We start from the raw sequence: 25,855 nt of genomic DNA, 5'->3' as shown, positions 1-25,855 counted from the left end.
ACAACAGTATGTCAACAACTTTTTTAAACGATACAAAATTACTCTTAATTTGTATTGTCTTGAAAAGAATATTCACGGATGATTGATAACTATAAACTTAGTTCACCCCCCAACTCTTATTCGGCTTATCGCCAAGCCAGATTTCAAGCATTCCGCCAGAAGCAAACTTATCATGCCCAATCCAATACGTATTAAAAGGTTGCGTATTTAACTGTGCTTTTTGGATATAACAGTTTTCTTTCGAGTTGTTATAGGTTTTTATTTTGAATTCTTTACCCGAATAGTACTTCGGATTTAACTTAATTGTTATTTCATCAAATACAGGACTTGTTAATTGATAAGAAGGATTCTGAGAATTATTGCCATCTAAGCTAAATATACCTAGAGCCATCAATGCACTCACGCCACCCATTTGTCCCTGATCTTCGTCATGACCTCCGTATCCTCTGTCGGGAGTAATTGCACCATATGCTTGTGCTCCCACTTTTCTTACCCAATATTGAGAGAGCCAAGGTTGTTTTGCCAGATTAAATACATGAGCATTAGAACATCCGGGTTGATTGGCATAACTAACATAGCCGCTTCCATATCCAAAAACAAAGTCGTCTTTATCAGATTGCTCAAAGGCATAATTCAGTTTTTCACATAAAGCATCGTAGCCACCCATCAGTTTTACCAATTCGGAAATGTCGTGTGATACCGACCACGTTGCCTGCCAGGCATTGGCTTCTACCCACCCTTGATTGCTTAGGGGGTCGTTATGCAACCATTTTCCGTTTGCACCTTTGGGCATTACTAAACCAAGTTCGGCATTATACAGTTTTCGCCAGCCTTGCGAACGCTTTGTATAATACTCTCCATCTTTCTTTTTACCCATTTTATAAGCCATTTGAGCTAACGACCAGTCTTGAAAAGCTGCTTCCAGTGTGATACCCGCATTTCCGGGATAATATCCGTTTTTGATATAATATTCTATTTCTTTTTCGGGTCCTAACATTCCACCCGGACGATGATTACTCACCATAGCTTGATATGCTTTTTCGGGATCGGTTTTAGTTAGCATATTTTTTTGATAGGCACTTACAATAAGATTTGTCGCAGGGCAACTGGTCATAATGTATGAATATCCTCCTGCATTAGGACCCCGTGGCAATAATCCGCCATTGTCGTTATACTGAACAAGGCACGCCGCAAAATCATCGAGAACCTCAGGCCAAGCCATTCCCCAAAGTACATTCAGGTTCCATTGTGTTAACCAGAAGGCATCTGAGTTATACATATGAAATTTAACCGATCCATCTTCGTTTTTAGGTAATGTGCGTACTTTTAATTGTGCCCCTATGGTGGCGTTCCCTACTCTTTTTCCTTGAGTATAATCAGGATAATCGCCCGAATAATCGTCTAGCTTGTGACGTCCCAGCAAACCATGCCAAATATCTGTATAAAATTTTATCTGTTGTTCGTTGCTGCCGCCTTTGACATCGATGCGACCCAGCCATTCGTTCCATTCCTTTTGTGAGGCGTTTCGTACTGCTTCAAAATCCCATTGACTGCCGTCTTTTTCCATATTCAGGCGGGCATTTTCTATGCTGGTATATGATATTGAGAATTTTACTTGTATCTCATCTCCTGCTTTTACATTATAAATAGCACTTACACCCGATGTCGGAGCATCATAATAGCTCTCTCCTGCATTTCTGGCTGTTTTCTCATTCACGCCTTTGTGCGTAGAGATATTCGGATATATTTCTTTGTCATCCCATCCGTTCAATTGGTTAAACGGCTTATCGAAACGCATGGTGAAAAATATTCTTACATTGTCGGGGCCTCCCCAGAAACGCCCCATTGTATTGACTGAGCCTTCTATCTCCGTATCGCTTACTTTGGTCACTCTGCAATCGTTCATGGTAGTTTCACCCAAATAGCCTCCGAGATTAAGTAATAAGTTCGAAACAGCATCTTTTGTATAGCGTAGTTTATAAAAGCTCACTCTATCGGTAGCTGTTTGCTCTACCCATATTCCATAATCTTCTAAAAACAACCGATGATATCCGGGTTGTACTATTTCTCCATCATGCGAAAATTGTGATTTCCAACCATGTTCACCCAAAGTCGGGTTAATAGTTCCGGTTGTTGGCATAAGGCTTATACCCGATAACATCCAACAATGTATTTGTGGAAATCCCAATACTTCGAGCGAATTATAATTATACCCACCTCCGTATTGATTTTTGTTTCGTGTAAGTGGTGCTGCACTTATCATTCCAAAAGGCTGATTACCTGTAATGAAAAAGAAATAGCGACCACGTGCCGATTCAATATAGGGATCTACTTTCGACACATAATCAGTATAGTTTTCCGGTGATGGATATACTTCGATTTCTGACAAACCAAGATTGAGCCCGTCTCCATCAGTTACCTCAAACTTTACCCAATCTACTTTCTTCGTTGGGAAGTTAATCGTTTTAGCCTGACCATTATTCGGTATTTGGTTCACAAATATGCTTGTGCCGTCACTAAAATGTAGAGTTCCTCCGGCTATATGACTTTCTTGTATTGGGCGGTCGTATAATATAACTTTATTAATGCTCCAGGGAATGTCCCATTCTAACTTTATCCAAGGGTAGTCAATAGCACCCCACGAAGTTTGACTACTTGAAGATACCCATTCATTTTTATTTTCGACGCCTATTATTCCATCGACTGCTTTGTTAGCAGACTGATCGTTACTCGCTTGGGAAGATGCCGTTATTTTTGCCTTAAGTGCAATATTATATGGGCCCGCAAGCAGATTGAAGCAGCATCCTATAAATAATAATAGTAGTGCTTGTTTTTTCATAGTACTTGATTTATTAACATTTTTACAATTGTTTTTCATATAATGAATGCACATATAATATATGTTCATACATTGACAGCAAAATAAATGATAATATTTCAAATATCAAAAATAAAAGAGACTTTTAAAGTTAAAATAGACCTTGATTACACCAACTCTGCTCTTTGTATGACAGGTTGAGCATCAGAGGAACATCTCATATATAAGTTCTCAGGCTTCTTTATATCCTTTTTTTATGGCTTGAATATGGTTTTGCAGATTAGCACCATATTTATATGAAATTTTGAAGATTAACTTAATAACTAATGTCAATCAGTAGTTGGGACTATATGTTCAATTTAATTGTCTTTTACTACGCGCAATCGAAGATTGCTTGTATTCCTTTTGCCCAAAGCCACAAAAGGAATCAAAAAGGCTTTGTGCTGCGTGGCTCGCCTGTCTGACTTTAGCTTGCAGGCTAAACTAAACTTATTGCCTTTCGGCACGTTTAGTTTTACGCCTGCTTTGCTTGTCAGCCAACGGCTGTGCCTCTGATGCACTGGGGCTGACGCCTGCAAATGGCTTTTGTCCGTCAGGCTTCTCGACCTTGGCGTTTGCACGGGGTACCCACAGGATGAAGAAAGCGTTAAGAAACAAAAGGATATCAATAGTAAATATTTTCTTTTGTTTTAGCTTTCGAGTCCGTAGCGGGTCGGGCAAAGAGGCTCAGTCTTGATCTTTTGTTTCGTTTTGCATCAAGGCAAAATGAAAAACAAACCCGATAGGGTACGTTAGAAAAATTGAACATTAAACATAACAGATCAACTACTGATTCGCATAACTATATAATAATATCTAACGACTCCTGAAGCCAACTACTCTTTACTCAGTATTTATCGCGGTTCTCAAAAATTTTACTTATATCAAAATAGTAAGTTGCAGGCACACCTTCATCGGTCACATCCATCCTGTCGCATAATCCTTTACTGTTAATAATACTTTGCTGTTTGACCTCTACACCAAGCATTTCCAGAATAAAATATTCTTCCGAGACTTGAATCACAGGCCATGCCGTTTCACACGACTTACCATCTCCATTCTGAATAATAGATTTCAATAATCCCATTCCGATAGTATCGTATTTTTCCGAATTATCAGCATCTTCCATCATATCATAAGTCTGACTTAATATTTTATGCGCCATCATATTGGTATAGTCGATACTTAATATTTGCTTTGCCAATGAGATTATCCCATCATAATTCAGCTCATCCATTTGTTCAGACATCGCATTTTTCAATAGGCTGATATCTTTTAATTTCTGGGATGCTATCTTAAACTGCTTACTCTTCATAAAGCTAAATCTGAAATCCTGATAATCGATATCTGTATTGCCCGATTCGAGCTTCTTTACATATTCACTATAGGTATCATCGAAAGCCGGAACAACTACTTCTGATTGTCCAAACAGAGTAATTGCCATAAGAGATAGTATTGAACAAATCAAAATTCTTTTCATTATTGTGTTTTTTTAGTTTATGAAACCTTATTTTCTGCTAAAATACGAAAAAATACTCTGTAACTTTTGCCACACTCTTTTATTCGGTTGCTATTTGTGAAGATCTTTAAGATGCTTCTGTTCTACAAGAAGTTCATAACACCATTTACGAATATCCTCCTTGTGGCTCATCAAATTCAGAAGAGATGAGATAACATCGGTAAATAATTCGACCTCCTTATCTATTAGCAAAGAACCTCTTGGAGCATTTTTCAAGGAATTTGAAAATACATTTATCAGGCAATACGATTTATCCGAAATATAAGAAAGCAAATCGCTCAACTGTCCTAAAACAGCAACCCGATTTTCGACTTCATTACAGAAATCATCTTTATCAATATAAATTGCCTGTCGCCGATGGTACTGCTGCGTATTATTTACAAATTTTCGGTGAGAGTTATCAAAATCGAATTCTTTTGTTTCCATAGTGTTTTTTAATTTATATAAAATACGCTTGTTTATTTAAAGCTATAACTTTAAAATAAAAACAAATATATAGCTATAACTTTAATTACACAATAAAAGATTAAAGCATTAACTTTAATTTAACCTTTTAAAACAAAGCTTTAACTATATTTGTGTTATAAATATAAAGAAATTATGAAATTAAGAGTTCTGGATATTTGCAAACAAAAAGGATTAACCCAAAAAGATTTAGCAGATACTTTGGGAATATCTAACGTTGGTTTATCTCAGCAAATCAATGGTAATCCCACCATTGAAACACTAGAAAAGATAGCTAATGCTTTAAAGGTTGAATTTTGGGAACTATTTACTTCCGATACTTCCAGAAGTGAGCTTACTGCACTTATAGAATATAAAAACACTTTCTACAAAGCTGATACACTAGACGGACTTAAGGATATAGTAAAGAAGATAGAAAAAAGGAAGTGAGACAGACCGAATTGTTTGTCAGGCCAAAGCTACATATCTAACTTTTAACTAAATACGGTTTATTTTTTATTCCTTTTTATTTTGATTCTGTAATAAAAATGCATTCTTTTGCAATATTACAACACAAACTTTAAAGAAAATGATAAACCCTAAAATTCGAACGATAGCAATCGTTATGCTGTTTCTAATAAAAACAGGTAGCCATCTCATATATGCTCAAGGCACAGTTGGCATTAATACTACTGAGCCGGAAGGAGTACTTGATGTTGTCTCTTCGAATTCGGCAATAATACTTCCTCGAAACACGAATCCTACAACCAATGTTCCCCTGCCTAAAGCCGGTATGATTATTTATAATTCCACCAATAAATATGTCCAGTATTTTGATGGAACAGCTTGGGTAAACCCTCAATTAGAGCCTTGGATGGTATCGGGGACAACCAACAAAGCAGACTCAAATACAGAGAATATATATCAGATAGGCAATGTGGGTATAGGAACTAATATTCCCACAAATAAACTTCATATATCAGACTTAAATAACCCGATTCGTATTCAAGGACTATCCTCTGGTGTTACCTCTGACAGCCTTGTTTCAATAGATGCAAGTGGAATAGTAAAAAGACGCTCAGTATACTCTTTAAGAAAAGACATAGTAGCACCACCTACCGTGGGCGAAACTCCTTTTAAAGGTATGATAAGGTTCAATACCACCGCCAACACTCTCGAATACTATGAAGGAACAACTTGGGTAAACCCTCAGTTAGAACCCTGGATGGTATCAGGAACAACCAACAAAGCAGACTTAAATACACAGAATATATACCAGATAGGCAATGTGGGTGTAGGAACTAATATTCCCACAAATAAACTTCATATATCAGACTTAAATAACCCGATTCGTATTCAAGGACTATCCTCTGGTGTTACCTCTGACAGCCTTGTTTCAATAGATGCAAGTGGAATAGTAAAAAGACGCTCAGTATACTCTTTAAGAAAAGACATAGTAGCACCACCTACCGTGGGTGAAACTCCTTTTAAGGGTATGATAAGGTTTAATACTACCACCAATACTCTCGAATATTATGATGGCACAACATGGCAAACTATCGCTTCGAATAGCTTTGGAGGAAAAAATGAAGGTGTAGTAAGGATAGACGGTTCAAACGGAAATACAAGTGACAAACCTGTAATAGCTTTTACAAACCCAGAACTGGGTTTCTATAAGTATATAAATTACACCACACCTCTTGCCAGACCTTTTGCATTTTGGCCTGAAAATATCACACCGCCTATTACAGATGCCAATATAGTAAGTACATATAATAGCAACACCACATTCGTAGAAAACTCCATTATAGGGCAGGTTCATACATGGCGTATCAATGCAACATTTGCAGATAAACCATCCGGTACGGGAGGATTTATTACTATTCGTTTTACAAATCCAATTTCCGGGTTTGTACTACAACAATATGTTCCATGCCAAACAAATACTACAAATGCAAATTTTACTGTAAACTTTATAACAGTCGCAGATCAGGCAAGCCTTCCCCCTCCGTTAGGTACCGGAAGCGGGTATAATATACTGATAACTACAGACGTAAGGTTAACAATTACCATTCAGAGTATAACCCGGGTATCTGCATATAAAGATTGATGTTGTTTCTTAATTAACATCATCTATAAGAGTGGGGCATAAAAGCAAAAATGGCTGCAATATTAATATTGCAGTTATTTTTTCAGTACTTCCTTTCCTCATACCCCATTAAAACCTCCAGTCTCTTTATATAAATATGGAGAACATACAGAGGAATAATGCCAAATACGCCAAAAGAACAATCTATCAATCGCCAATAAATAGGAATCTGCCTGATTTCGCCACAAATCAAAGCTAATGGGATAATACCCACGCACGCAATCATTGCGAAATAGACGATCCATATATTCTGAACGGGCTTCCTATAAAGCCCTATGAATGCGACAGCAATAACAATGTGAGCAAATGCCAGCCAATCGTAACCATAGGCAAGGAAAGGGTAATCGCGATTAGTATTCACCAAAGCGTTGTTTACTTTCGCAATCCAATAATGCAGTCCCGTATAATTTTCAACAGGGGCAGTCTGTGATATTCCTAATATATCACAAGCTATTCTCATTTCGGTTTCCAAAGGAAAAGCGGTTATACCGGAAACTATAAGTGCAAAAATAAAAAAGATTATAAGTAACCGTATCCTTTTGACAAGCAAGGTTTCTTCTTCGTTAGCTTTCATAATTAAAAATGTTAGTTGTTATACCTTCTAAAGCAATAAATAATTCTGTGCCCCAACGCTTATATCTTGATTTTATATGGGGATTCTGCTTTGTTAACTTCAATTCCCACAAAACCTAAATTTATAAAAAATTCACTTATCTTTGCACACTATAAATTTAAAACTATGAAAAAAATCATTTGCAGGCTATTAATCTCACTTTCTTTCATTGTTTCTTCTAGTTGTGAATATGAAACAGAAATAGATTATTTTAAAGAAATAGAACAACCTTCAGAGAATGTAAATATTAAGATCAATCTTTCCAATATTCCAGAAGGAGAAACAATATACATTTATGCAAACACTTCACTTTCGTACACCATAAATACTAATAATAAACAATTATTAAATACAGATTTCACTCTAGATGGTCAGAGAATTAGCTCTTTCAACAATAGTATCTATTTATATCCAAATACTAATGAAGGGAAAGAACAAGAGCTAAAAGTAAAAGTAGAGTGCAATTCGAATACAGGAAGTCTCGCTGACAAATTACTATTGGAAAAGTATACTGGAGAGTTCACATATAAAATCAAATATATAAAGTCAGATTTAAAATTAATTATAAATCAGGAATTTACAAATGAAGGATATTTAAAACTAATCTGGAGTAACCCCGATTTAAAACAAACTCCTATTGAAAAATATGAGATCACTTATTATGATGTTATAGCAAAAAAAGAACAGACTTTTGAAATAAATAATCAGGAAGAAAACTTTTTTATAGACAAAGATTATGTTTATGGATTTAGAGAATATAAAATAAAAACTTTTTTTAAAGATAACAAGATAAGAGAATGGACTGATCTTTATACAGCTCAATATAAAGAGTTAACTACTGACGATCTTAATTTGAATTTAAATCAGAAAAAATCCACTAATGAATATTTCGAGTTTATTTGGTCTAAGCCCAATATTACAAGAATGCCTGTAAGCAAATACGTTCTTGAATATTATGACGATCAGCTTAAAGGAAAACAATCCATAACAATAGACGATGTGGACAAAACCAGCTATATCGATGAGAATTATGCGTATGGTGATAGAAATTACACCCTTACTATTTATTTATGTAATGATGCATACAAATTCACGACAAATTACAAACCAAAATATAGAATTCTAACCAGTGATGACTTAGTCTTCGAAGATATAGATCTTGAGACCTCTAAAGTTTCGTGGCCAAAGAATGAATTTAATTGCACACAAATAATAAGATTATTTGACAAGGAAAATATAAAGATCGATAATAAGGTCAATTCAATCACTTTTAAAAGACCTCCATTTCCTGCTGATGCATACGACAGACTAAATATTGAGCTATTTATTTTAGGAGAGAAAACACAATATGATCCAGACAGACATCCGGACTATTACAGCCAAGGAAAAGTTAACTCTTTATACATATCAAATGCGTTTAGAGTTAGCTCTGACGTATTGTCCTTTGTTCCTTATGCTAAGAAAAACTTATTATATATTGTCTCAAGAGAAGGCATAGCCAGTTTTGACATAAAAACGATGAAAGTAACAGATCATTTAAGCTTTAAGGAAACAATAGCTACCTCAATGACATGCGACCCATATTCAAGTAAAATAGCCATAAGAGATGGAGGAAACATAAAAATATATTCCGACAATACTTTCACAAAACCAATCAATTTTGATCTTCAATATTGGGTAGCGGCTTACAACAACATACTCAAATTTACTTCAGACAACAAGCTTTTAATAAGCAGTAGTATCAGTAATTATACTTATACGCCAGGTATTGACTTTGCAGCATTTGACGCCAATACAGGCGATTTTTTATACAAAATTGCCGTTGAAACCTCCGGAAAAATAGTAAATGGAATGGGAATATCATCTGACAACAAATATTTATATTTACGACTAGACCAGCTAAATAATCCTTCCGCAACTCAGGTTAATATTCTAGAGTTAAATGGAAGAGAAACCCGCTTAATAAAAACATTCACAAACAATGAGCTTATTGCCAATGGATTCTCTTTCTTCTTTAATTCGAATAATCCGACTCAATTGGTTCAATCAAACAATAGTAAATTTATAGTATCCGAATTACCAGGTTTCAATAAAATAGCAGAAGTTAATGGCGAGTTTTCTTCAGTGGATATTGTTAATGGAAATTTTTTATATACAACACGAGATGGCTTCTACTTGGATACTCATATATTAGATCCAAGCCTAAAAAAAGAACTTCTAGTCATTAAAACAAAACAGATGAGTAACATTTTGTCTTATAACAACTTATTTTTCTCAAGTTGGCAATACGGTGGCTTTTATTTAGATATTTCAAAATTTATAAAATAAGATGAGATTAAAAATTATTTCTGCCTTAAGTGTTTTCTTTCTGCTATCCTCATGCGAATATGAGGTCTCAGACGATCAGTATATTGAAAAGGAAAAACCAATCCCAAACAAACAGATCGAAATAAACCTGACTGGTGTACAGCCTAATGATACTATTTACATATATAAAAAGACTTCGCTATTTTATAGTATAAATTCCAGAGATGAGGATATCCTAAGTAAAGCAATTACTTTGGATGGCAAAAGTATAGAAAACAGTCAGTGGGGTGGATTATTAATTGACCCTAAGGCATTTGACAATAGCATTCATAAACTACACTTATCGGTTTCCGTAAAGACTAACACAGGTAGTCTTGCTGAAAAACTCGGATTCGAAAAATACGAAGGCGAGTATGAGTACACACTAAAATATGTTCATGTGGACTATGGCCTTAAAATAACAGATGATATAACGAAAGATGACTATTTAAAAGTCGTTTGGGAAAAACCCCAAATAGAAAAATTAGAGGTCGAAAAATATGAGGTTACTTTTGATAAAGACTGGTCATCGAATTCAAGAACAACTATCACAATTACAGACCCTAACCAAACTTATATCATTGACAAAAATTATGTTTGGGGATACAAAGATTATGAAATCACAACTTACTTCAAAGGCAACAAAATAGACCCATGGCAAGATCGATATACTATGAGTTATGATTTACCTACAAACAAAGATATTTCAATAGAAGAGGCAGGTATAGAAGAAATATTAGTGTCTTGGAAAAAGAATAAATACCGATGTTCCTACATATTCAGAATATTAAATGATGAAACAACGGATCAAGAGGTGAGATTAGATTATAGCAAAACTTCGAAAACAATACCTCTTGCTTCTTTTCCGAACCAAACTATGGGATACCTACATGTGCTACCAGAGAATTATGAAGAAGCATATTCGAATTGGGGGAGTGTGTTTTTCAACAAATCATATCCATCAATGGATAAAGACTGGTACTTCTCGCATTTTGCATACAATACAGAAAATAAAAGTTTGTATGGATTAGGACAATACAAAATCATTCAGTTTGGTGCAATAAATCAGGAACAAGTAAAAGTCACATGGATAGATTATTTAAACTATTCTTTCACTGATAAAATATCATATTCATCTAAAACGGGAAAGGTAGCAGTAATACATATGATGTGGAATAAAATTTATATTCTGGATGACAAAGTAAATATTCTGAATGAATTTAATCTACCATCATTTGACATATTACATGACAGCCAAGATGATACTTTTTGCATAACCGATGATGATCGGTTAATAATAAGTGGATCAGGACATTCAAGGAAAGCATATATATGTGATCTGAATGGAAATACTATATACCAGATTTCATTACCTCCTACTCCCTATAAAACAAAAATAAACACCTCTACAGATGGGCAATACCTCTGCTATTACAGTGGACAAAATATTAAAATATACAAGTTAGGAGATACCCATGAAACTCTTATCTATGATCAAAATATTAAAAATATAGAACAATGTAATTTCCACCCTGTGGATAAAGAAAAAATCATAATACAACAAGCAGGTGCATTTTATATTTATAATATAATTACTCAAGATAAATCAAATTCAATAAAAGGAACATACCTATCAACAGATCCTTTTACCGGGAACATTCTATATTATGCCCCCGATTATTCGTCTTCTTTATTAGTAAATATAATAAAACCGGATCTAAGCAGTAACTTAAATAAGATTCATATTCGAGAAAACTATAATGTTGAGTTATTTAACAATGTACTTATAGGCAGCAACAATGACCACATGACCTATAATTATTATAAAAATCTATCTAAATATTTGAAATAATGAAAAATACACTATTGACATTCATCTGCTTATTTATTGTTTGCATGCAAATAAATTCTCAAGTATCCATAAAATATTCATTTGGTTATGGCGATTACAATATGTCAGACATGAAAGATTACCTATCTGATGTTCGCTCTTCTATATTAAATATAGTCCCAGGACTAGACATTGCAACCACAGATAATTTTCCGGGTTATCAAATACAGTCCTTAAGCTTAGGATATAAAATGCAGAAACATGAATTTGGCATTAACAGCAACTTCTTATCTACTGCAGGCAAAATTTCTTATGCTGATTATTCAGGCAAAATAAGTACAAAAATTACCATTAACGGTTATCAGCAGGGACTTTTTTATAGGTATCATTTTTACAGTTTAAATATTAAAAATAAGCAAAAAATCTCTTTCTATGGAGATATCTCACCAAGCATTATTTTCTCGAAAATAAAAATTAATGAAGAAATGTATCCTGAAAATTCAATCTTGCCTCCTCCAAACAATAGGGATCTTAATAATGTTAGCTTCTCTTTGCTGCCTCAATTAGGTGCTCAATATAATATAACATCGCATATCTTATTTTTTGTCAACACAGGATATGAAATAAACTTTGGTTCCAAAATTTCGGAAATGAATAACAAAGGAGTAGACTGGTCTGGATATCGCATAAATGGAGGCATAGGCTATTCTTTTTGATCCAACAGAATCTTCGCTTCTTCATTTATAATATTCGAGATATTTATTTTCAGATAAACAAAAAGTCGCCATCTAAGAACTTAGATGGCGACTTTTCACTATATCAATCCTAAACGATCATTTATCCTCTTTTTTTGCCCTTGGCTTACGTTTTGGTTTTTCTTCTTGAGGAGCCTCTTCTTTAGCAGCAACTTCTGCAACCGGAGCTTCTTCATTTACTTCAGGGGTAGCGGCTTCTTCTTCACTTGCAAAAGCGATTCCTGCAGCAGATAAGAGGTTGTACCAGCTGATCAATTTCTTGATATCGGTATCATAAACTCTATCTCTGTCATAAGTAGGAAGTATCTCAGCGAAATATTTCTTTAATACGTCAGGTTTAGAGTTGGTAGCAACAGAAGCTTGTGCTCCATTCTCTTTTACTTGAATCTTGGTCAATACTTCACTCAAAGGAACTTCTCCCTCATCGGTATACATTGCAATATCACCTAAAGAAACAACCTTATCTCTTGCATAGATAGGAAGTCTTCTTTTATCTGTTAATGACTCAACAATAACCATATTCTTAGCATTTGACACGAGTCTAAATAATCCAGGTTTACCGGATACAGATAAAATAGTTTTCAACATAATCTTTATTTTTAGTTTTACCGTTTAATCACATCTTCATACTTTGGCAGCTATTACACCCCTAGGTTGTCAGCTCCTAAATAGTTCATTATATGCTTTTATTTGCTTATTATGCATTATAACGAATCACAAAAATAATGGGATTGTTGTAATATAAAAACACTCCAAGCAAACAAAAACATCAATCATTTAATAATCAGCATATTATTAAAATATTTTTTTATAAGAATGGCAATAGGGTGTTGTTCCTTTATGCTCGTAGTACTGTTGATGATAATCTTCTGCCTTCCAGAAGGTAGATACGGGTTTCAACATAGTAGCTACTTTAAAACCTTTACTCTCTAGTATTGCAATGTATTTCTGAGCAATTTCTTTCTCTTCTTCATTGCTATAAAATATACAAGAGAGATACTGAGAGCCAATATCGGGTCCTTGCCCATTAGTTTGGGTAAAATCGTGAGTTTCGAAAAACAGTTTCACCATTTCATCATAAGTGGTTTGCTTGCTATCATATTCAACCTCTGTCAGCTCGAGATGTCCTGTTTTTCCTGTACAAACCTGTTCATATGTAGGATGATCTACGTGCCCGCCCATAAAACCGACGTTGGTATGTTTTACTCCTTTGGCTTTCATAAAATAATATTCAGTTCCCCAGAAACAGCCCGAAGCAAAGTATGCTTTACGGATATTTTTATTTACATCAGGGATAAACTTCAGAGAAATAGAGTTTACACAATGACGAGTCTCTTTTGCGGTAAAACCTTCGCCAAGAAATACGTGTCCGAGATGAGCACCGCAATTGGTACAGATGATCTCTGTACGCATACCATCCGCATCAGGAACCCGTTTTACGGCTCCGGGAATTTCGTCGTCAAAAGACGGCCAACCACAATGTGAATCAAACTTATCAGCCGATTTATAAAGAGGCGCATCGCATCTTTTACAAACATATGTTCCCGATTGTTTATTATTTACATATTCACCGCTATAAGGATACTCAGTTCCTTTATGGATAATCACCCGCTCTTCTTCGGGGGTCAATTTATTATAATTCATATTGTCTTGTTTTAAATTTTCGTTTTTTTGTGCACACGAAACCTGCATCGTCATGAAACAAGCCAGTGCGATTGCATATTTTAAAATCGTATTTACACGTTTATTTGAATTTGACATGGTTTACCTACCTTTCTTTTTTATACATATAATTTAAAAATGCATACCATTTTCTATTGTCCAGATAATTAAGATTTGTATCATTATCATACGCTTCTCTTTCGAACGAGATATTATAATATGCTGCAACTCTGTCACGATATTGAATCAAACGAAAAAGCCATTCGAGAAGATAAATTAAATAAAAAAAGCCCCATAGCATCTCTATTATTTGTCTGGAATGTATTTTTTCGTGATTCAGTTCATACTTTGACAAACTGCCATATTCTTTCCGCCCGATTATAATGCCAAACAGATTAATTGCGGCAAAACCTTTAGGTGGAAAATAGTTACTATAATATATCTTCATCAACAGCTAATTTGAGACAAAAGTAATCACAATAAAGTATCTTTCAGGTCACAGACCTATCTATTACCTCGGCAAGCACGAATACAGCAGACGGTTGTAATTAAATTCTGTTGCATTAAACGCTTACTCCTCTATACTTATTACCTTTGCCTATAATTTTCAACATATAGATTAGAACAAAAAAAGTGCCATGGAGTTTATTTATATCACAATAATTGTAGTTTTTTCTATTTTTATTATTTGGTGGATATATTCTACCGGAAAACAAGAGATAAAGGAGTTAAAGAGTGTAAATCAACGCCTCAACTCGGAGGTAGCCAACTTACAGACTAAACAACTTGAGGCGGTACACGAATCGGCAAACCTGAAAGCTAATCTTCAAGCCAAAGAAGAGCAACTAAAGCATCAACAATCGGAACTTATAAATACAAGGGAACAACTGAATAAGGATTTCCAGATATTAGCCAATCAGATTCTGGAAGAAAAATCGAGCCGTTTCACAGACATCAACAAGTTGAATATGGAATCGATATTAAAGCCTTTAGGTGAGAAGTTAACGGAATTCAAAACGAAAGTAGAAGAAACGTATGACAAAGAATCGAAACAACGTTTCTCGCTCGAAGAACGTATCCGCGAACTGGTAGTACTCAATCATCAGATCAGTGAAGATGCCAATAATCTGACTAAGGCTCTCAAAGGAAATAATAAAATACAAGGCAATTGGGGTGAAATGATATTAGAGTCCATACTCGAAAAATCGGGCTTAAAGAAGGGGGAGGAGTATTTCTCGCAGGATATGCTTACCGACGAAAACGGGCAAAAGATACTGAATAATGAAAATAAAGCTCTTCAACCCGATATTGTTATTCTGTATCCGGGTGGGCGAAAAATTGTAATAGACTCCAAAGTTTCTCTCAATGGCTATATCAGATATGTAGAGGCTGATACGGATGAGATGAGAATTATTGCCGAAAAAGAGCACATTATCTCCATCAAGAAACATATTGATGAACTTAGCAGCAAGGCGTATCAGGATTATATCGAATCTCTGGATTTTGTCATGATGTTCATTCCCAACGAGCCGGCTTATATACTGGCTATGCAATTAGATTCGGGGCTTTGGGATTATGCTTACCGCAAGCGTATCTTGCTAATCAGCCCTACCAATCTCATCGCATCGCTTAAAGTAGTGGCCGATCTTTGGAAAAGAGAAGCACAAAGCCGTAACGCTCAGGAAATAGCAAAACGTGGTGCTATTTTATATGATAAATTCGCAGGATTTGTAGAGACCCTTCAAGAAATAGGAAAGAATATAGACCGTACACAAAAAAGCTACGATAAAGCTTTTATACAACTCAAAGATGGTAACGGAAACTTAATAAGGCAAGCAGAAATGTTAAAGGAACTAGGAATAAAGCCTCAAAAAGAGCTTCCAAACACCGAAAATCGTTAAATAACATTAATGACGACAAAATAATGATCTATAAGTATGTTTTATAACATAAAATCCATTATATTTGTACTGTGTTTTTCATGGTATTAGATTTAAGGTTAACAATGAAGATTGGTTGTCGTGATGACAACCTTTTTTTGCTTTATACCCTTCCCTCATTACAGAAACAAAAAAAGGAGAAATTCCTTTCCCCTTTTATTATATTTCGCTTAAAACTTATTTCGCTAATTCAATAATCAGTTCATCCCATTTGGCGTCATCCATTTTAGGACCTACTACCTGTATTACGTTTCCGGCAAGTAATGTACCCATTTCTCCGCTTTTCTCCAAAGATTGATTTTTAATCAAACCATATAAAAATCCCGCAGCATACAAATCACCGGCTCCCGTAGTATCAATGCAGTTTACTTTCAAAGCAGGCACAAATATTTTTTCGTCGCCCCTCTTTATCCATGAACCTTTCTCTCCTACTTTCACGATAGCAATCTCCACATCGTTTGCCAAAAGGTCTAATGATTGCTCTGCATCCAAATTGAATAATGCTTCGGCTTCTTCTTCGTTAGCAAAAACAATATCTATATAGTTAGGGATAATCTCAAGCAGAAAATCACGACTAGCTTCTACTACATTATAACTTGCCATATCCAGAACAACTTTCAATCCTGCCTCTTTAGCCAATGTTATAGCTTTACGAATCAAATCGAGATTTTGAACTAAATATCCTTCAATGTAGAAATAGTCATATCCTACAAAATCCGATTCTTTCAGGTCCTCAGCAGTTAACCCTGCAGCTGCACCTAAGAAAGTACCGAAAGTACGTTGTCCGTCTTTCGAAACAAAGGTAGTTGCAATACCCGAAGCCTCATCATCGGTTATAATCAGATGTGATGTTACTTTACATTTGTCAAGATCGTGTTTATAATAGGTTCCGTAGAAATCTTTACCTACACGTCCGATAAAACCGGTTGCAATATCGAGGCGGGCAAGACCATTTATTGTATTAGAGGCAGAACCTCCCGAAGCCACAAATTTTTCTCTGTCAGCCATTGCTAGATGCAAAGATTCTTTTTTTGCCTCATCAATTAACTGCATACTTCCTTTTGGAAGCCCCAATTCTTCTAATAGAATATCGTTGTCTATCAATGCTAAAACGTCCACTAAGGCGTTTCCCATTCCTAATACCTTCATTTTTCTTAAATTTTCATGCAAAGATATTGCATAATTCGGAAATAAGCCCTACTTTTGCTACGCTTTTGGAGAAAAGCAACAAAAAAACATTCTTCCTTAGCTCAGTTGGTTAGAGCATCTGACTGTTAATCAGAGGGTCCTTGGTTCAAGTCCAAGAGGGAGAGCTTTTTTTATTGTATTACCTAAGAGTTTATACTCTTCCTTAGCTCAGTTGGTTAGAGCATCTGACTGTTAATCAGAGGGTCCTTGGTTCAAGTCCAAGAGGGAGAGCAAAAAGAAAAAGTCTGAAGATATCTTCAGACTTTTTCTTTTTTCCATATCCTGCTGATCAAAGCAGTTCAAATTCGGACTTCAATCTGATGTCTTCAGCCGATGAACCAATCATAAGATCAAATTCACCCGGTTCAGAATCAAACTCCAGCTTTTGATTGTAGAAAGATAGTTTTTCGTTATCAATAACAAAAGTCACCGTTCTGCTCTCTCCTGCATTTAGTTTTATCTTTTCAAAGCCTTTCAATTCTTTGACAGGTCTAACAACCGATCCTACCCTATCTCGCAGATACAATTGCACAACCTCTTCACCTGCATATTTTCCGGTATTGGTTATACGGGCAGTAACTTCGATAGCTTCACCTTTTTTGATTTGTTTTTTAGATAGTTTCAAATCGGAATAACCGAATGTTGTATAGCTCAGCCCGTATCCGAAAGGAAATTTAGGTGAATTAGGCAAATCAATATATGCTGATACATAATTCAGGTCATTCTCATTTTTTGCAGGTCTACCTGTATTAAAATAACTGTGATAGATAGGTATCTGACCCACCGATCGTGGGAAAGTCATAGGTAATTTAGCCGAAGGATTTACATCCCCAAACAATACATCTGCAATAGAGTTACCTGCCTCTGAGCCTAACCACCATGTATAAAGAATAGCGGGAACATTATCGGCAGTCCAATTAAATACCAACGGGCGACCTGCATTTATCAACACGACTACAGGTTTTCCGGTTGCCTGAATAGCTTTTACCAATTCTTCCTGAACTCCGGGAAGGCTAATATCGCTACGACTTTTTGCCTCACCACTCATATCACGTCTTTCGCCGATACTTAGTATTACCACATCGGCTTGATTAGCTATTGATACAGCTTCTGCAAATCCGCTTTTGTCGTCACCTTCTATTTCGCAGCCTTTAGCATAAAGCAACTTCGAGGTCTTACCCACTTTATTTTGAAGCCCATCCCATTGAGATACTATAAATTTATCATAGTCTACATCATCCAGTTCCACTGACCAGAAACCTAGATTTTGTCTGTACTCTTTTACTAAAGGTCCTATAAAAGCAATTGTTTTAGTTTCTTTAGACAGAGGCAAAACATTATTTTCGTTTTTCAATAGTACAATACTTTTAGCTCCTATTTCTCTGGCAGCTTTAGTATGCTCGGGGTTGTTAAGTTCCCTTTTTTCTCTTTTAAGATCACTATATTTATAAGGATCTTCGAATAAACCCAATTCAAATTTCTTGTATAAAATACGTCTTACCGCATCATCAACCAAAGCAATGTCTACCTTTTTCTCTTTAACCAGATCAGCCAAGTTATTTTTGTAGCATCTGCTCTCCATATCCATATCGCTCCCTGCGGTAAGAGCTACTAAAGCTGCGTCTTTTCCATCTTTTACAAAACCATGAGGTATCATTTCTCCAACCGATCCCCAATCCGATACAACAAAGCCTGTAAAGCCCCATTTACCTTTGAGAATATCGCGTAACAAGTAGGCATTACCTGTTGCAGGAACACCATTGAGGTCATTAAATGAATTCATAAAGGTAGCAGCTCCCGCATCCAAAGCCGCTTTAAAGGGAGGAAGGTATACTTCCCAGAGCATACGGTCACTCATATCAACCGAGTTATAATCGCGTCCGCCAACAGCAGCACCATAGGCTGCAAAATGTTTGGCACAAGCCATTACACTATTTGTATCTCCCAACTTTTTACCTTGAAAGCCTTTTACTCTGGCTTTGGCAATCAAAGAACCTAAATATGGATCTTCTCCTGCACCTTCCATTACACGCCCCCAACGAGGATCGCGACTAATATCTACCATAGGAGCAAAAGTCCAGTGTATCCCACTTGCGGCAGCTTCCACAGCAGCAATACGTGATCCCAGCTCAATCGCATCCAGATCCCAACTGGCAGCTTCTGCTAATGGAATAGGGAATGTTGTTTTATAACCATGTATTACATCTTGTCCGAAAAGCAATGGAATTTTCATTCTCGATTGCATTGCCATTTCCTGACACTGGCGTGTATGCTCCACTCCTTTTACATTTAGCATAGAACCAATCTGTCCTGTGCGAATTTGATTTTGTTTATCACCATCTTTAGTAATAGGACCTGTAGCAGCAGACCAATCTCCTGTATACTGATTCAATTGTCCGACCTTCTCTTCGAGCGTCATTTGTTTAAGCAGGTCATCTACCCGTTTTTCTATCGCCGGATTTTGAGCCATCAGGTTTAAAACGGCCGACGCCATAACAAAAGCTGTTGCGAATGTTTTTTTCATCGATATTAATATTTTATATAGTGTAACATTTGACTATTCGGACTTCAAATATATTGATTATTTGTCAAAATAACACTAACTATAAAAATCAAAAGACCGATATAGTTAAGTCTGCCTTTGGGGCAAAAATCGTATATTTACATACTCATACTATAAACCTATTTACCAATCATGAAAAAGTTTTACGTGTTTTTACTTTTGATAAGTGGATTTATTCTTTGTGCACAAAATTCGAATGCACAAGAATTACCTCTTATTCCCTACCCTTCGAATATTAAAATAGATAATGGAAATTTTGTCATCAACGATAAGACTAAAATTGTCGTTTCAGATATGGACAAATTTAACAATGAAGCCACTTATTTACAGGAGCTGCTAAAATCGGCTATCGGCAAAAACATTCCCATTGTTAAAAAAGGTTCTAAAAATGTGATTGAGATAAAATACAGTTCTCAATTGGAAAAAGCCGAGGCGTATATTCTGAATGTTAATCCCAACAGAATTGAAATCTTAGCGAGTGACGGACATGGAGCATTCAACGCATTACAAACTCTCAGACAATTACTGCCTGCGAATATTGAATCGGCGAGTTATAATGTACCCGCATCTGCTTCGATCCCAAGCCTTCGGATAGAGGATAGCCCTGCTTTTGATTGGAGAGGAATGCATCTGGATGTATCACGCCATTTTTTCACACTTGACTACCTGAAGAAACATATCGACAGATTGTCTCTTTACAAATTCAATAAATTTCATTTACATTTAACTGATGACCAAGGATGGCGTCTTGAGATAAAAAAGTACCCCAAACTTACCAATGAAGGGGCTTGGCGTACTTTCAACAATCAAGATTCTGCTTGTATGAAAAAAGCGGAAGAGAATCCAAATTTCAAAATAGACCCTCGTTTTATTCATGAAAAAGATGGTAAAACCGTTTATGGAGGATTCTATACTCAGGAAGAAATGAAAGATCTTATAGCTTATGCACAATCGAAGCACATAGAGATTATTCCCGAAATAGATGTTCCCGGTCACATGATGGCGGCTATAAACGCATATCCGTATCTTATTGAGGGCGAAAAATCAGAATGGGGAGAACTTTTTTCTACACCGGTTTGTGCCTGCAAAGAAGAGGCTTATACTTTTACTAAAGATGTATTACAGGAAGTTATAGATCTATTTCCGTCAAAATATATACATATAGGAGCAGATGAGGTTGACAAAAAGTCGTGGAAAGATTCTCCATTATGTAAAGAATTCATGAAAACGAATAACATTGAGGATGTAGAAAAGCTGCAAAGCCATTTCGTACATGAAATGCAAGAGTTTGTTGAAGCACATGGTAAAAAAATAATTGCCTGGGATGAGATTCTTGATGGAGGAACAAACCCAAATGTTACAGTAATGTATTGGAGAGGCTGGGTAAAAGACTCACCCAAAAAAGCAGTATTAGGAAACAGTGAAGTTATTATGACTCCAACCAATCCTCTGTACTTCGATTATGTAAATAATAATATCAGCGTAAATAATGTTTATCACATGGAGGTTATTCCAAGTGATGTACCTGCAGACAAAGCGCATCTCATAAAAGGAGCTCAGGCCAATTTGTGGACGGAAATGATCCCGTCAGAACAACAAGCCGAGTTTCAGATGTATCCTCGTATGATTGCACTGGCCGAACGTGTATGGACAAACAACACAAACAGATTCGATGATTTTTCTCAACGCTTATTAAAACAGTATCCAAGACTAGATGCTATGGGAGTAAATTACAGACTGCCCGATATTGAAGGTTTTGCTCAAGAAAATGTATTTATTGATGCGACAGACTTTTTTGTACAGAGTCCACTTGCCGGCATGACTATACATTATACGACCGATGGCAGCACGCCAACTGTCAATTCGGCCAAGTTGTTGCAACCACTTACAATATCTCAACCTACACTACTTAAAATGGCTCTATTCAGCTCAAGCGGCGTAAGAGGTGAGATATATACTTTAAACTTCAAACCTTCTACTTTAAAGAAAGCGGTACTTGTAGAAAACCCATTGCAAGGGCTTCTTTGCGGTTTCTTCGATAAGTATTACAAAAACACATCGGAAATACAAGGTACTCCTGGTGAAACCTTTGTAGTTACCAATATCAAAGCTCCCAAAGAGACCAATTCATTCGGTTTAAAATTCAATGGATATATTGATGTTCCCGAAACCGGAACTTACAGCTTCTTCTTCAATTGTGATGATGGAGGTGTATTATATATTGCTGGAGAAACTGTTGTTGATAATGACGGACAACATTCTGCTGTAATGAAAAGCGGACAAATAGCTCTGGAAAAAGGTATGCATCCTTTCCAAATCGATTTTCTTGAAGGCGGAGGCGGATATACTCTTAAACTTCAGTACAGCATAAACGGAGGTGGCATAGAAGATATCCCGGACAGCTGGTTCAAACATTAAGGCATTATACCTTTTCAGTATATTAAAACAAACAAAGAGCTCACATAATGTGAGCTCTTTGTTTATATATAGAATAAATTAAGTCTAACGCTTTTTAGCTTTCCACGGTTTGAAAACAGAAATTACAATCATAAATAACAGCAAGCCCGACTGAAAAAAACCGCTGATTTCCATACATCTGTTATTAGCCATAAATTCAGCATGATACACAGCCTGCTCTTTCAATTCACCTATAATTTCCAGATTTCTGGTAAGCCATGGATGATAGGCAAATGTCCCGAATAATATTTGTGCTACGGTAATTATCCACTTAACCACAATCCATCGCTGTTTAAAGAAACCCCAGTTGGTAAATACTCCATACACAATACCAATAACCAGACTGGTCATTGCTCCTGTAATTATAAGCCAGTTATCAATCAAAAGCAGTATACTGTATTTTACATGCAGTTCATCTCCCGACTGGGCTTTTATCAAAAAAGTGATTAATACCATGGCAATTGCTCCGGCAGTCCATACCATGGCAAATATGAGGTGAAGTGTTTTTAATACTTTAAGTCCTTTTGATCCTAATTTTTTCATATCCAGATTTCAATAATTGATTAGTCAATATTTGCAGTAAAAAAATATCAAGTTTGTTCAGCATTCAAATAAATACGATGCAGTAATTGTTTGAGTAGTTCATAATCGTCTGTCTCTATATCTTTCAGCACTTTATCGAGAGCTAAATCACCACACTTGAGAGCCAAAGGCATCAAGTTTTTTCCGTCCTCTGTAATCCGGATCGAGTTTTCTCTCTGCGAAACATGCACACGGGACACCAAGCCTCTGTCTTCGAGATTATCAATAGTGCGTTTTATAGCAGCTGCGTCCTTGCAAAGCAAAGTCGCTATTTCCTGCTGGTTCAATCCATCTTTATAGTACAAGCAGCGCAATACGATAAATTGCGAATGAGGCAATTCTAAGTTATTACGCTTAAGCTCAACTCTCAACATTTTATCCAATGAGAACGAAGCTCTGTTTAATAAAAATCCAAGTGAATACAGACTATCCATAATCAATATGCTTTTTGCAAAAATATGAAAAACTATTGACTAATCAACAGTTGAAGAAAATAATCTGCCAACTTAAGAGTTTAATACTGGACTTTTAAGTTGGCTATATGATAGAAACAAGTCTAAATATGATCTGAGAATTTACTTATAGAAGGGTGTTTTCCTTTATATTTGGGATCGTAATTATCTATCCACCAATAGTACATGGCAGTTGCAGCTACGCAATAGAAGATAACCTGCACCCACAGTACTACGAATTCGAACCAAACATCAGTCAAAGAGGCTCCCATGGTATTAATACTCACAAAACCATGTATACCCGGTGTTGACGGCAATATATAAGCAATTGCTTTCAGCATAGGAGGTATAGATACCCAAGGCCATGAAATACCCGACATAAACAGAAAGGGTACACTGGTAAATACAACTAGCAGCATCACAAATTCACGCTGAGAACAGAGGTACGAAAGAGTCATCGCAAAGAAGGTTGCAGCCAGTATAAACGGAAAGAGAAATACAGCTATTGTTAACGGATCGCCTACCTGAGGCAGATGAAACAAATAGGGAACTACCCTCAGCACCCAGGCTGATGTCACGATATAAAGTGTACTGTAACAGAATGCTTTTCCGATAGTCAGCTTCAACGGATGAACATTTCGCCCGTCTCCGGTATGTGAGGCAACTGTAAAACGTTTCTTATCGTTATGCGTACCCACAAGAGTTCCTACTCCTAACAGAAGGGTTTGCTGAATAACCAATATAAGAATAGCCGGAACTAGGAAACTGGCAAAACCATTAGATACATTATATAAAGACACCCATTCATAGTCAACAGCCTTCATAGTCGAAGCATCCTGCTCCTGTGTACCATGCCCCATATCGTTTACACGAATATTTGCTCCCATCTCCAAAGACACTTCCGTACAAGTCAGCAACATGGCTTTATAAAAAAGCATACTGCTCATATCGGAATAGACCAATACAGAAGTTTGCTCTGCCCTATTCAAATTGGTACTGAATGATTTAGGGATATAAATAATTCCATAAGCCTCCTTACGTCTCAATGCCTCGCGGGCATCTTCCATATTGGAGACATGTGCAACTACATTTACATCGGCAGCACCGTCCACTTTTCGGGTGAATTCACGAGAAAGAGTTGTATTAGATTCGTCTACGACAACAACTTTTACTTCATGAACAGTTTCATTATTATACAAAAAGGCATATAACACCGGATAGCCAAGCGGAACAATCAGAAACAGCAGAACTACCGCCGGATCGCGAAAGACCACCTTCAATTCGCTTAGCCACACATAATATATATCAAGCAGTAGTTTTTTCATTCTTCGTATACATTTTCGTACATAAAGTTTCTAATCCGCCCCATAGAGATTAATCCTAAAAGGAAAAATCCAAGTAGAGCGGCATAGTGGTAAGCCGAATATTGCCATGCTATTCCATTAAGTGCCTGATCGATATAGATCAAGAAGAAATGGCGGAGCGGAAACAAAAAGCTAAGCCCATAAAGAACCGGACTCATCGCTATCGACGGGAAGGAGAATCCTGTTATCGAAAACGAAATCATCCCCAGCAAACTGGCAGCACTCAACGACAGACGGTAATTTCCGAAAACAGCCAGCAGCATCAATCCAAATCCCTGAGCCGATAATATCAGACACAGGTAAGCAAAACACATAGGAAAGAAACCTGAGTTTAACGGAAAATTATTGTATTTGTAAAGTATCGACATGAAAAAGAGAGACAATACAAAAAACAGAATCGTGTAAGGTAATATTTTCCCAAAAACAGCTTTCACCGTTGAGCCTCCGGCTAAATCAAGAAACTGTCGCCCGGTACCCATCTTCACTTCTGATCCGAAACTCGAAATAGTAAACATCGCCAAGATCAGAAAGATAATACCGGGAGTAAGCACATTATTCAAGTATACCGAATAATTAAGGCTTGGATTTCCTACAGGATGAGCTTCTATGCTTATCGGCTGCAATATAGGCATCAGTTGCCCCTGAGTATATCCTTTGGCCTCACCCATGCGAAGACCAACCGAGGCAGAAGCCAATACACTGATCGTCTTCATATCCTGAAACAGCAGTGAACCCGATATAAGGAAAGCATTATTGGTATAAAATACTATTTTGGGACGATTGCCCGAAACGGCATCTTTTGCAAAATTACGCGGAATCGTAAATATGCCATACACTTGCCCCCGCTGCATTTCGGTACGTGCCTCTTTAAAAGAAAGGCTTTTAAATTTAATATCCGTTTTAGCAAAGGCATCTAATTGGCGAACTAATGATCGTGAAGTGGTAGAATTATCTAAATCTACTACCGCAATAGGAATTTGAGTCGGTAAACCGGCATTCATCATATACATAAGCAACCCAAAAGTAAGCAATGGAGCTATAATCATCCCCCAAATACATATTTTGGAAGATAATATACGTTTCCATTCCCTTATGAATACTACCCACATACCTTTTTCTGAAGCCATTCTTTA

Annotated in this window: 21 protein-coding genes and 2 tRNA genes; 9 read left to right on the top strand and 14 right to left on the bottom strand. The window is 36.3% G+C overall.

From position 1 onward, the window contains the following. Window positions 1–97: 97 nt before the first annotated feature. From G7051_RS07785 to G7051_RS07770, 4 genes are all read right to left on the bottom strand, one after another. Entirely contained in the window at window positions 98–2,839 is a 2,742-nt protein-coding gene (locus G7051_RS07785; RefSeq protein WP_166199343.1) for a GH92 family glycosyl hydrolase, read from the bottom strand. Window positions 2,840–3,307: 468 nt separating this feature from the next. Further along, entirely contained in the window at window positions 3,308–3,538 is a 231-nt protein-coding gene (locus tag G7051_RS07780; protein ID WP_166199341.1) for a hypothetical protein, read from the bottom strand. A gap of 166 nt (window positions 3,539–3,704) precedes the next feature. Continuing rightward, window positions 3,705–4,337 carry a DUF4919 domain-containing protein gene (locus G7051_RS07775; RefSeq protein ID WP_166199339.1) on the bottom strand — a complete coding sequence of 211 codons (633 nt, stop codon included), beginning with the start codon at window positions 4,335–4,337 and terminating at the stop codon, window positions 3,705–3,707. A gap of 90 nt (window positions 4,338–4,427) precedes the next feature. Beyond that, entirely contained in the window at window positions 4,428–4,802 is a 375-nt protein-coding gene (locus G7051_RS07770) for a hypothetical protein (RefSeq protein ID WP_166199337.1), read from the bottom strand. Window positions 4,803–4,976: 174 nt separating this feature from the next. Between G7051_RS07770 and G7051_RS07765 the strand changes: the two genes are divergently transcribed. Together G7051_RS07765 and G7051_RS07760 are read left to right on the top strand one after the other, a co-directional pair. Then, window positions 4,977–5,270: a helix-turn-helix domain-containing protein gene (locus G7051_RS07765; RefSeq protein ID WP_185155009.1), complete on the top strand. Its 294-nt coding sequence runs from the start codon at window positions 4,977–4,979 to the stop codon at window positions 5,268–5,270. Window positions 5,271–5,409: 139 nt separating this feature from the next. After that, window positions 5,410–6,930 carry a hypothetical protein gene (locus tag G7051_RS07760; RefSeq protein ID WP_166199335.1) on the top strand — a complete coding sequence of 507 codons (1,521 nt, stop codon included), beginning with the start codon at window positions 5,410–5,412 and terminating at the stop codon, window positions 6,928–6,930. 82 nt (window positions 6,931–7,012) lie between these two features. Here G7051_RS07760 and G7051_RS07755 read toward each other — a convergent pair whose 3' ends face one another. Then, entirely contained in the window at window positions 7,013–7,543 is a 531-nt protein-coding gene (locus G7051_RS07755; RefSeq protein WP_166199333.1) for a hypothetical protein, read from the bottom strand. A gap of 165 nt (window positions 7,544–7,708) precedes the next feature. On the opposite strand from G7051_RS07755, the gene G7051_RS07750 reads away from it, so the two are divergent. From G7051_RS07750 to G7051_RS07740, 3 genes are all read left to right on the top strand, one after another. Further along, on the top strand, window positions 7,709–9,910 hold the full coding sequence (locus G7051_RS07750) for a hypothetical protein (protein WP_166199331.1): 2,202 nt from the start codon (window positions 7,709–7,711) through the stop codon (window positions 9,908–9,910). 1 nt (window position 9,911) lies between these two features. Then, window positions 9,912–11,780 (top strand): hypothetical protein, encoded by a 1,869-nt coding sequence (locus G7051_RS07745; protein WP_166199329.1) that lies wholly within the window; start codon window positions 9,912–9,914, stop codon window positions 11,778–11,780. A 110-nt stretch (window positions 11,781–11,890) separates the two neighbouring features. Continuing rightward, the gene (locus G7051_RS07740; protein WP_166199327.1) at window positions 11,891–12,475 is read left to right on the top strand and encodes a hypothetical protein; all 585 of its coding nucleotides are present in this window, start codon (window positions 11,891–11,893) and stop codon (window positions 12,473–12,475) included. A gap of 117 nt (window positions 12,476–12,592) precedes the next feature. Here the strand turns inward: G7051_RS07740 and G7051_RS07735 are convergent, their stop codons facing one another. From G7051_RS07735 to G7051_RS07725, 3 genes are all read right to left on the bottom strand, one after another. After that, the gene (locus G7051_RS07735) at window positions 12,593–13,102 is read right to left on the bottom strand and encodes a DUF5606 domain-containing protein (protein WP_166199325.1); all 510 of its coding nucleotides are present in this window, start codon (window positions 13,100–13,102) and stop codon (window positions 12,593–12,595) included. A gap of 207 nt (window positions 13,103–13,309) precedes the next feature. Then, complete coding sequence (locus tag G7051_RS07730; RefSeq protein ID WP_370522990.1) at window positions 13,310–14,275, bottom strand: bifunctional methionine sulfoxide reductase B/A protein; 966 nt, start codon at window positions 14,273–14,275, stop codon at window positions 13,310–13,312. Between the two features lie 7 nt (window positions 14,276–14,282). Next, window positions 14,283–14,624 (bottom strand): hypothetical protein, encoded by a 342-nt coding sequence (locus G7051_RS07725; RefSeq protein WP_166199323.1) that lies wholly within the window; start codon window positions 14,622–14,624, stop codon window positions 14,283–14,285. A 190-nt stretch (window positions 14,625–14,814) separates the two neighbouring features. On the opposite strand from G7051_RS07725, the gene G7051_RS07720 reads away from it, so the two are divergent. After that, window positions 14,815–16,077, top strand: a complete 1,263-nt coding sequence (locus G7051_RS07720) for a DNA recombination protein RmuC (RefSeq protein WP_166199321.1) — start codon at window positions 14,815–14,817, stop codon at window positions 16,075–16,077. 216 nt (window positions 16,078–16,293) lie between these two features. Here the strand turns inward: G7051_RS07720 and G7051_RS07715 are convergent, their stop codons facing one another. Further along, window positions 16,294–17,265: an adenosine kinase gene (locus tag G7051_RS07715; protein ID WP_166113393.1), complete on the bottom strand. Its 972-nt coding sequence runs from the start codon at window positions 17,263–17,265 to the stop codon at window positions 16,294–16,296. A 90-nt stretch (window positions 17,266–17,355) separates the two neighbouring features. On the opposite strand from G7051_RS07715, the gene G7051_RS07710 reads away from it, so the two are divergent. After that, window positions 17,356–17,429, top strand: a tRNA-Asn gene (locus tag G7051_RS07710). Window positions 17,430–17,461: 32 nt separating this feature from the next. Continuing rightward, window positions 17,462–17,535: transfer RNA gene (locus G7051_RS07705), tRNA-Asn, on the top strand. A gap of 58 nt (window positions 17,536–17,593) precedes the next feature. Here the strand turns inward: G7051_RS07705 and bglX are convergent. Continuing rightward, window positions 17,594–19,828 (bottom strand): beta-glucosidase BglX, encoded by a 2,235-nt coding sequence (gene bglX / locus G7051_RS07700; RefSeq protein ID WP_166199319.1) that lies wholly within the window; start codon window positions 19,826–19,828, stop codon window positions 17,594–17,596. 171 nt (window positions 19,829–19,999) lie between these two features. Here bglX and G7051_RS07695 point away from each other — a divergent pair, with 171 nt between their 5' ends. Then, window positions 20,000–22,285 (top strand): family 20 glycosylhydrolase, encoded by a 2,286-nt coding sequence (locus G7051_RS07695; protein WP_166199317.1) that lies wholly within the window; start codon window positions 20,000–20,002, stop codon window positions 22,283–22,285. A gap of 84 nt (window positions 22,286–22,369) precedes the next feature. On the opposite strand, the gene G7051_RS07690 is transcribed toward G7051_RS07695, so the two are convergent. The 4 genes from G7051_RS07690 to G7051_RS07675 form a co-directional block, all read right to left on the bottom strand. Beyond that, the gene (locus G7051_RS07690; protein WP_166199315.1) at window positions 22,370–22,867 is read right to left on the bottom strand and encodes a hypothetical protein; all 498 of its coding nucleotides are present in this window, start codon (window positions 22,865–22,867) and stop codon (window positions 22,370–22,372) included. Between the two features lie 47 nt (window positions 22,868–22,914). Next, window positions 22,915–23,340: a MarR family winged helix-turn-helix transcriptional regulator gene (locus G7051_RS07685; protein ID WP_166113381.1), complete on the bottom strand. Its 426-nt coding sequence runs from the start codon at window positions 23,338–23,340 to the stop codon at window positions 22,915–22,917. Window positions 23,341–23,462: 122 nt separating this feature from the next. Beyond that, window positions 23,463–24,683, bottom strand: coding sequence for an ABC transporter permease (locus tag G7051_RS07680; RefSeq protein ID WP_166199313.1), 1,221 nt, complete (start codon window positions 24,681–24,683; stop codon window positions 23,463–23,465). After that, a complete protein-coding gene (locus G7051_RS07675; RefSeq protein ID WP_166199311.1) occupies window positions 24,680–25,849 on the bottom strand; it encodes an ABC transporter permease in 1,170 nt (389 codons plus the stop codon). Before G7051_RS07675 ends, G7051_RS07680 begins: the two co-directional genes overlap by 4 nt. Between the last annotated feature and the right edge of the window lie 6 nt (window positions 25,850–25,855).

The sequence above is a fragment of the Dysgonomonas sp. HDW5B genome, from assembly GCF_011299335.1.
Taxonomy (GTDB): Bacteria; Bacteroidota; Bacteroidia; order Bacteroidales; family Dysgonomonadaceae; genus Dysgonomonas_A.
This window is presented reverse-complemented; position numbering and strand designations above follow the sequence as displayed.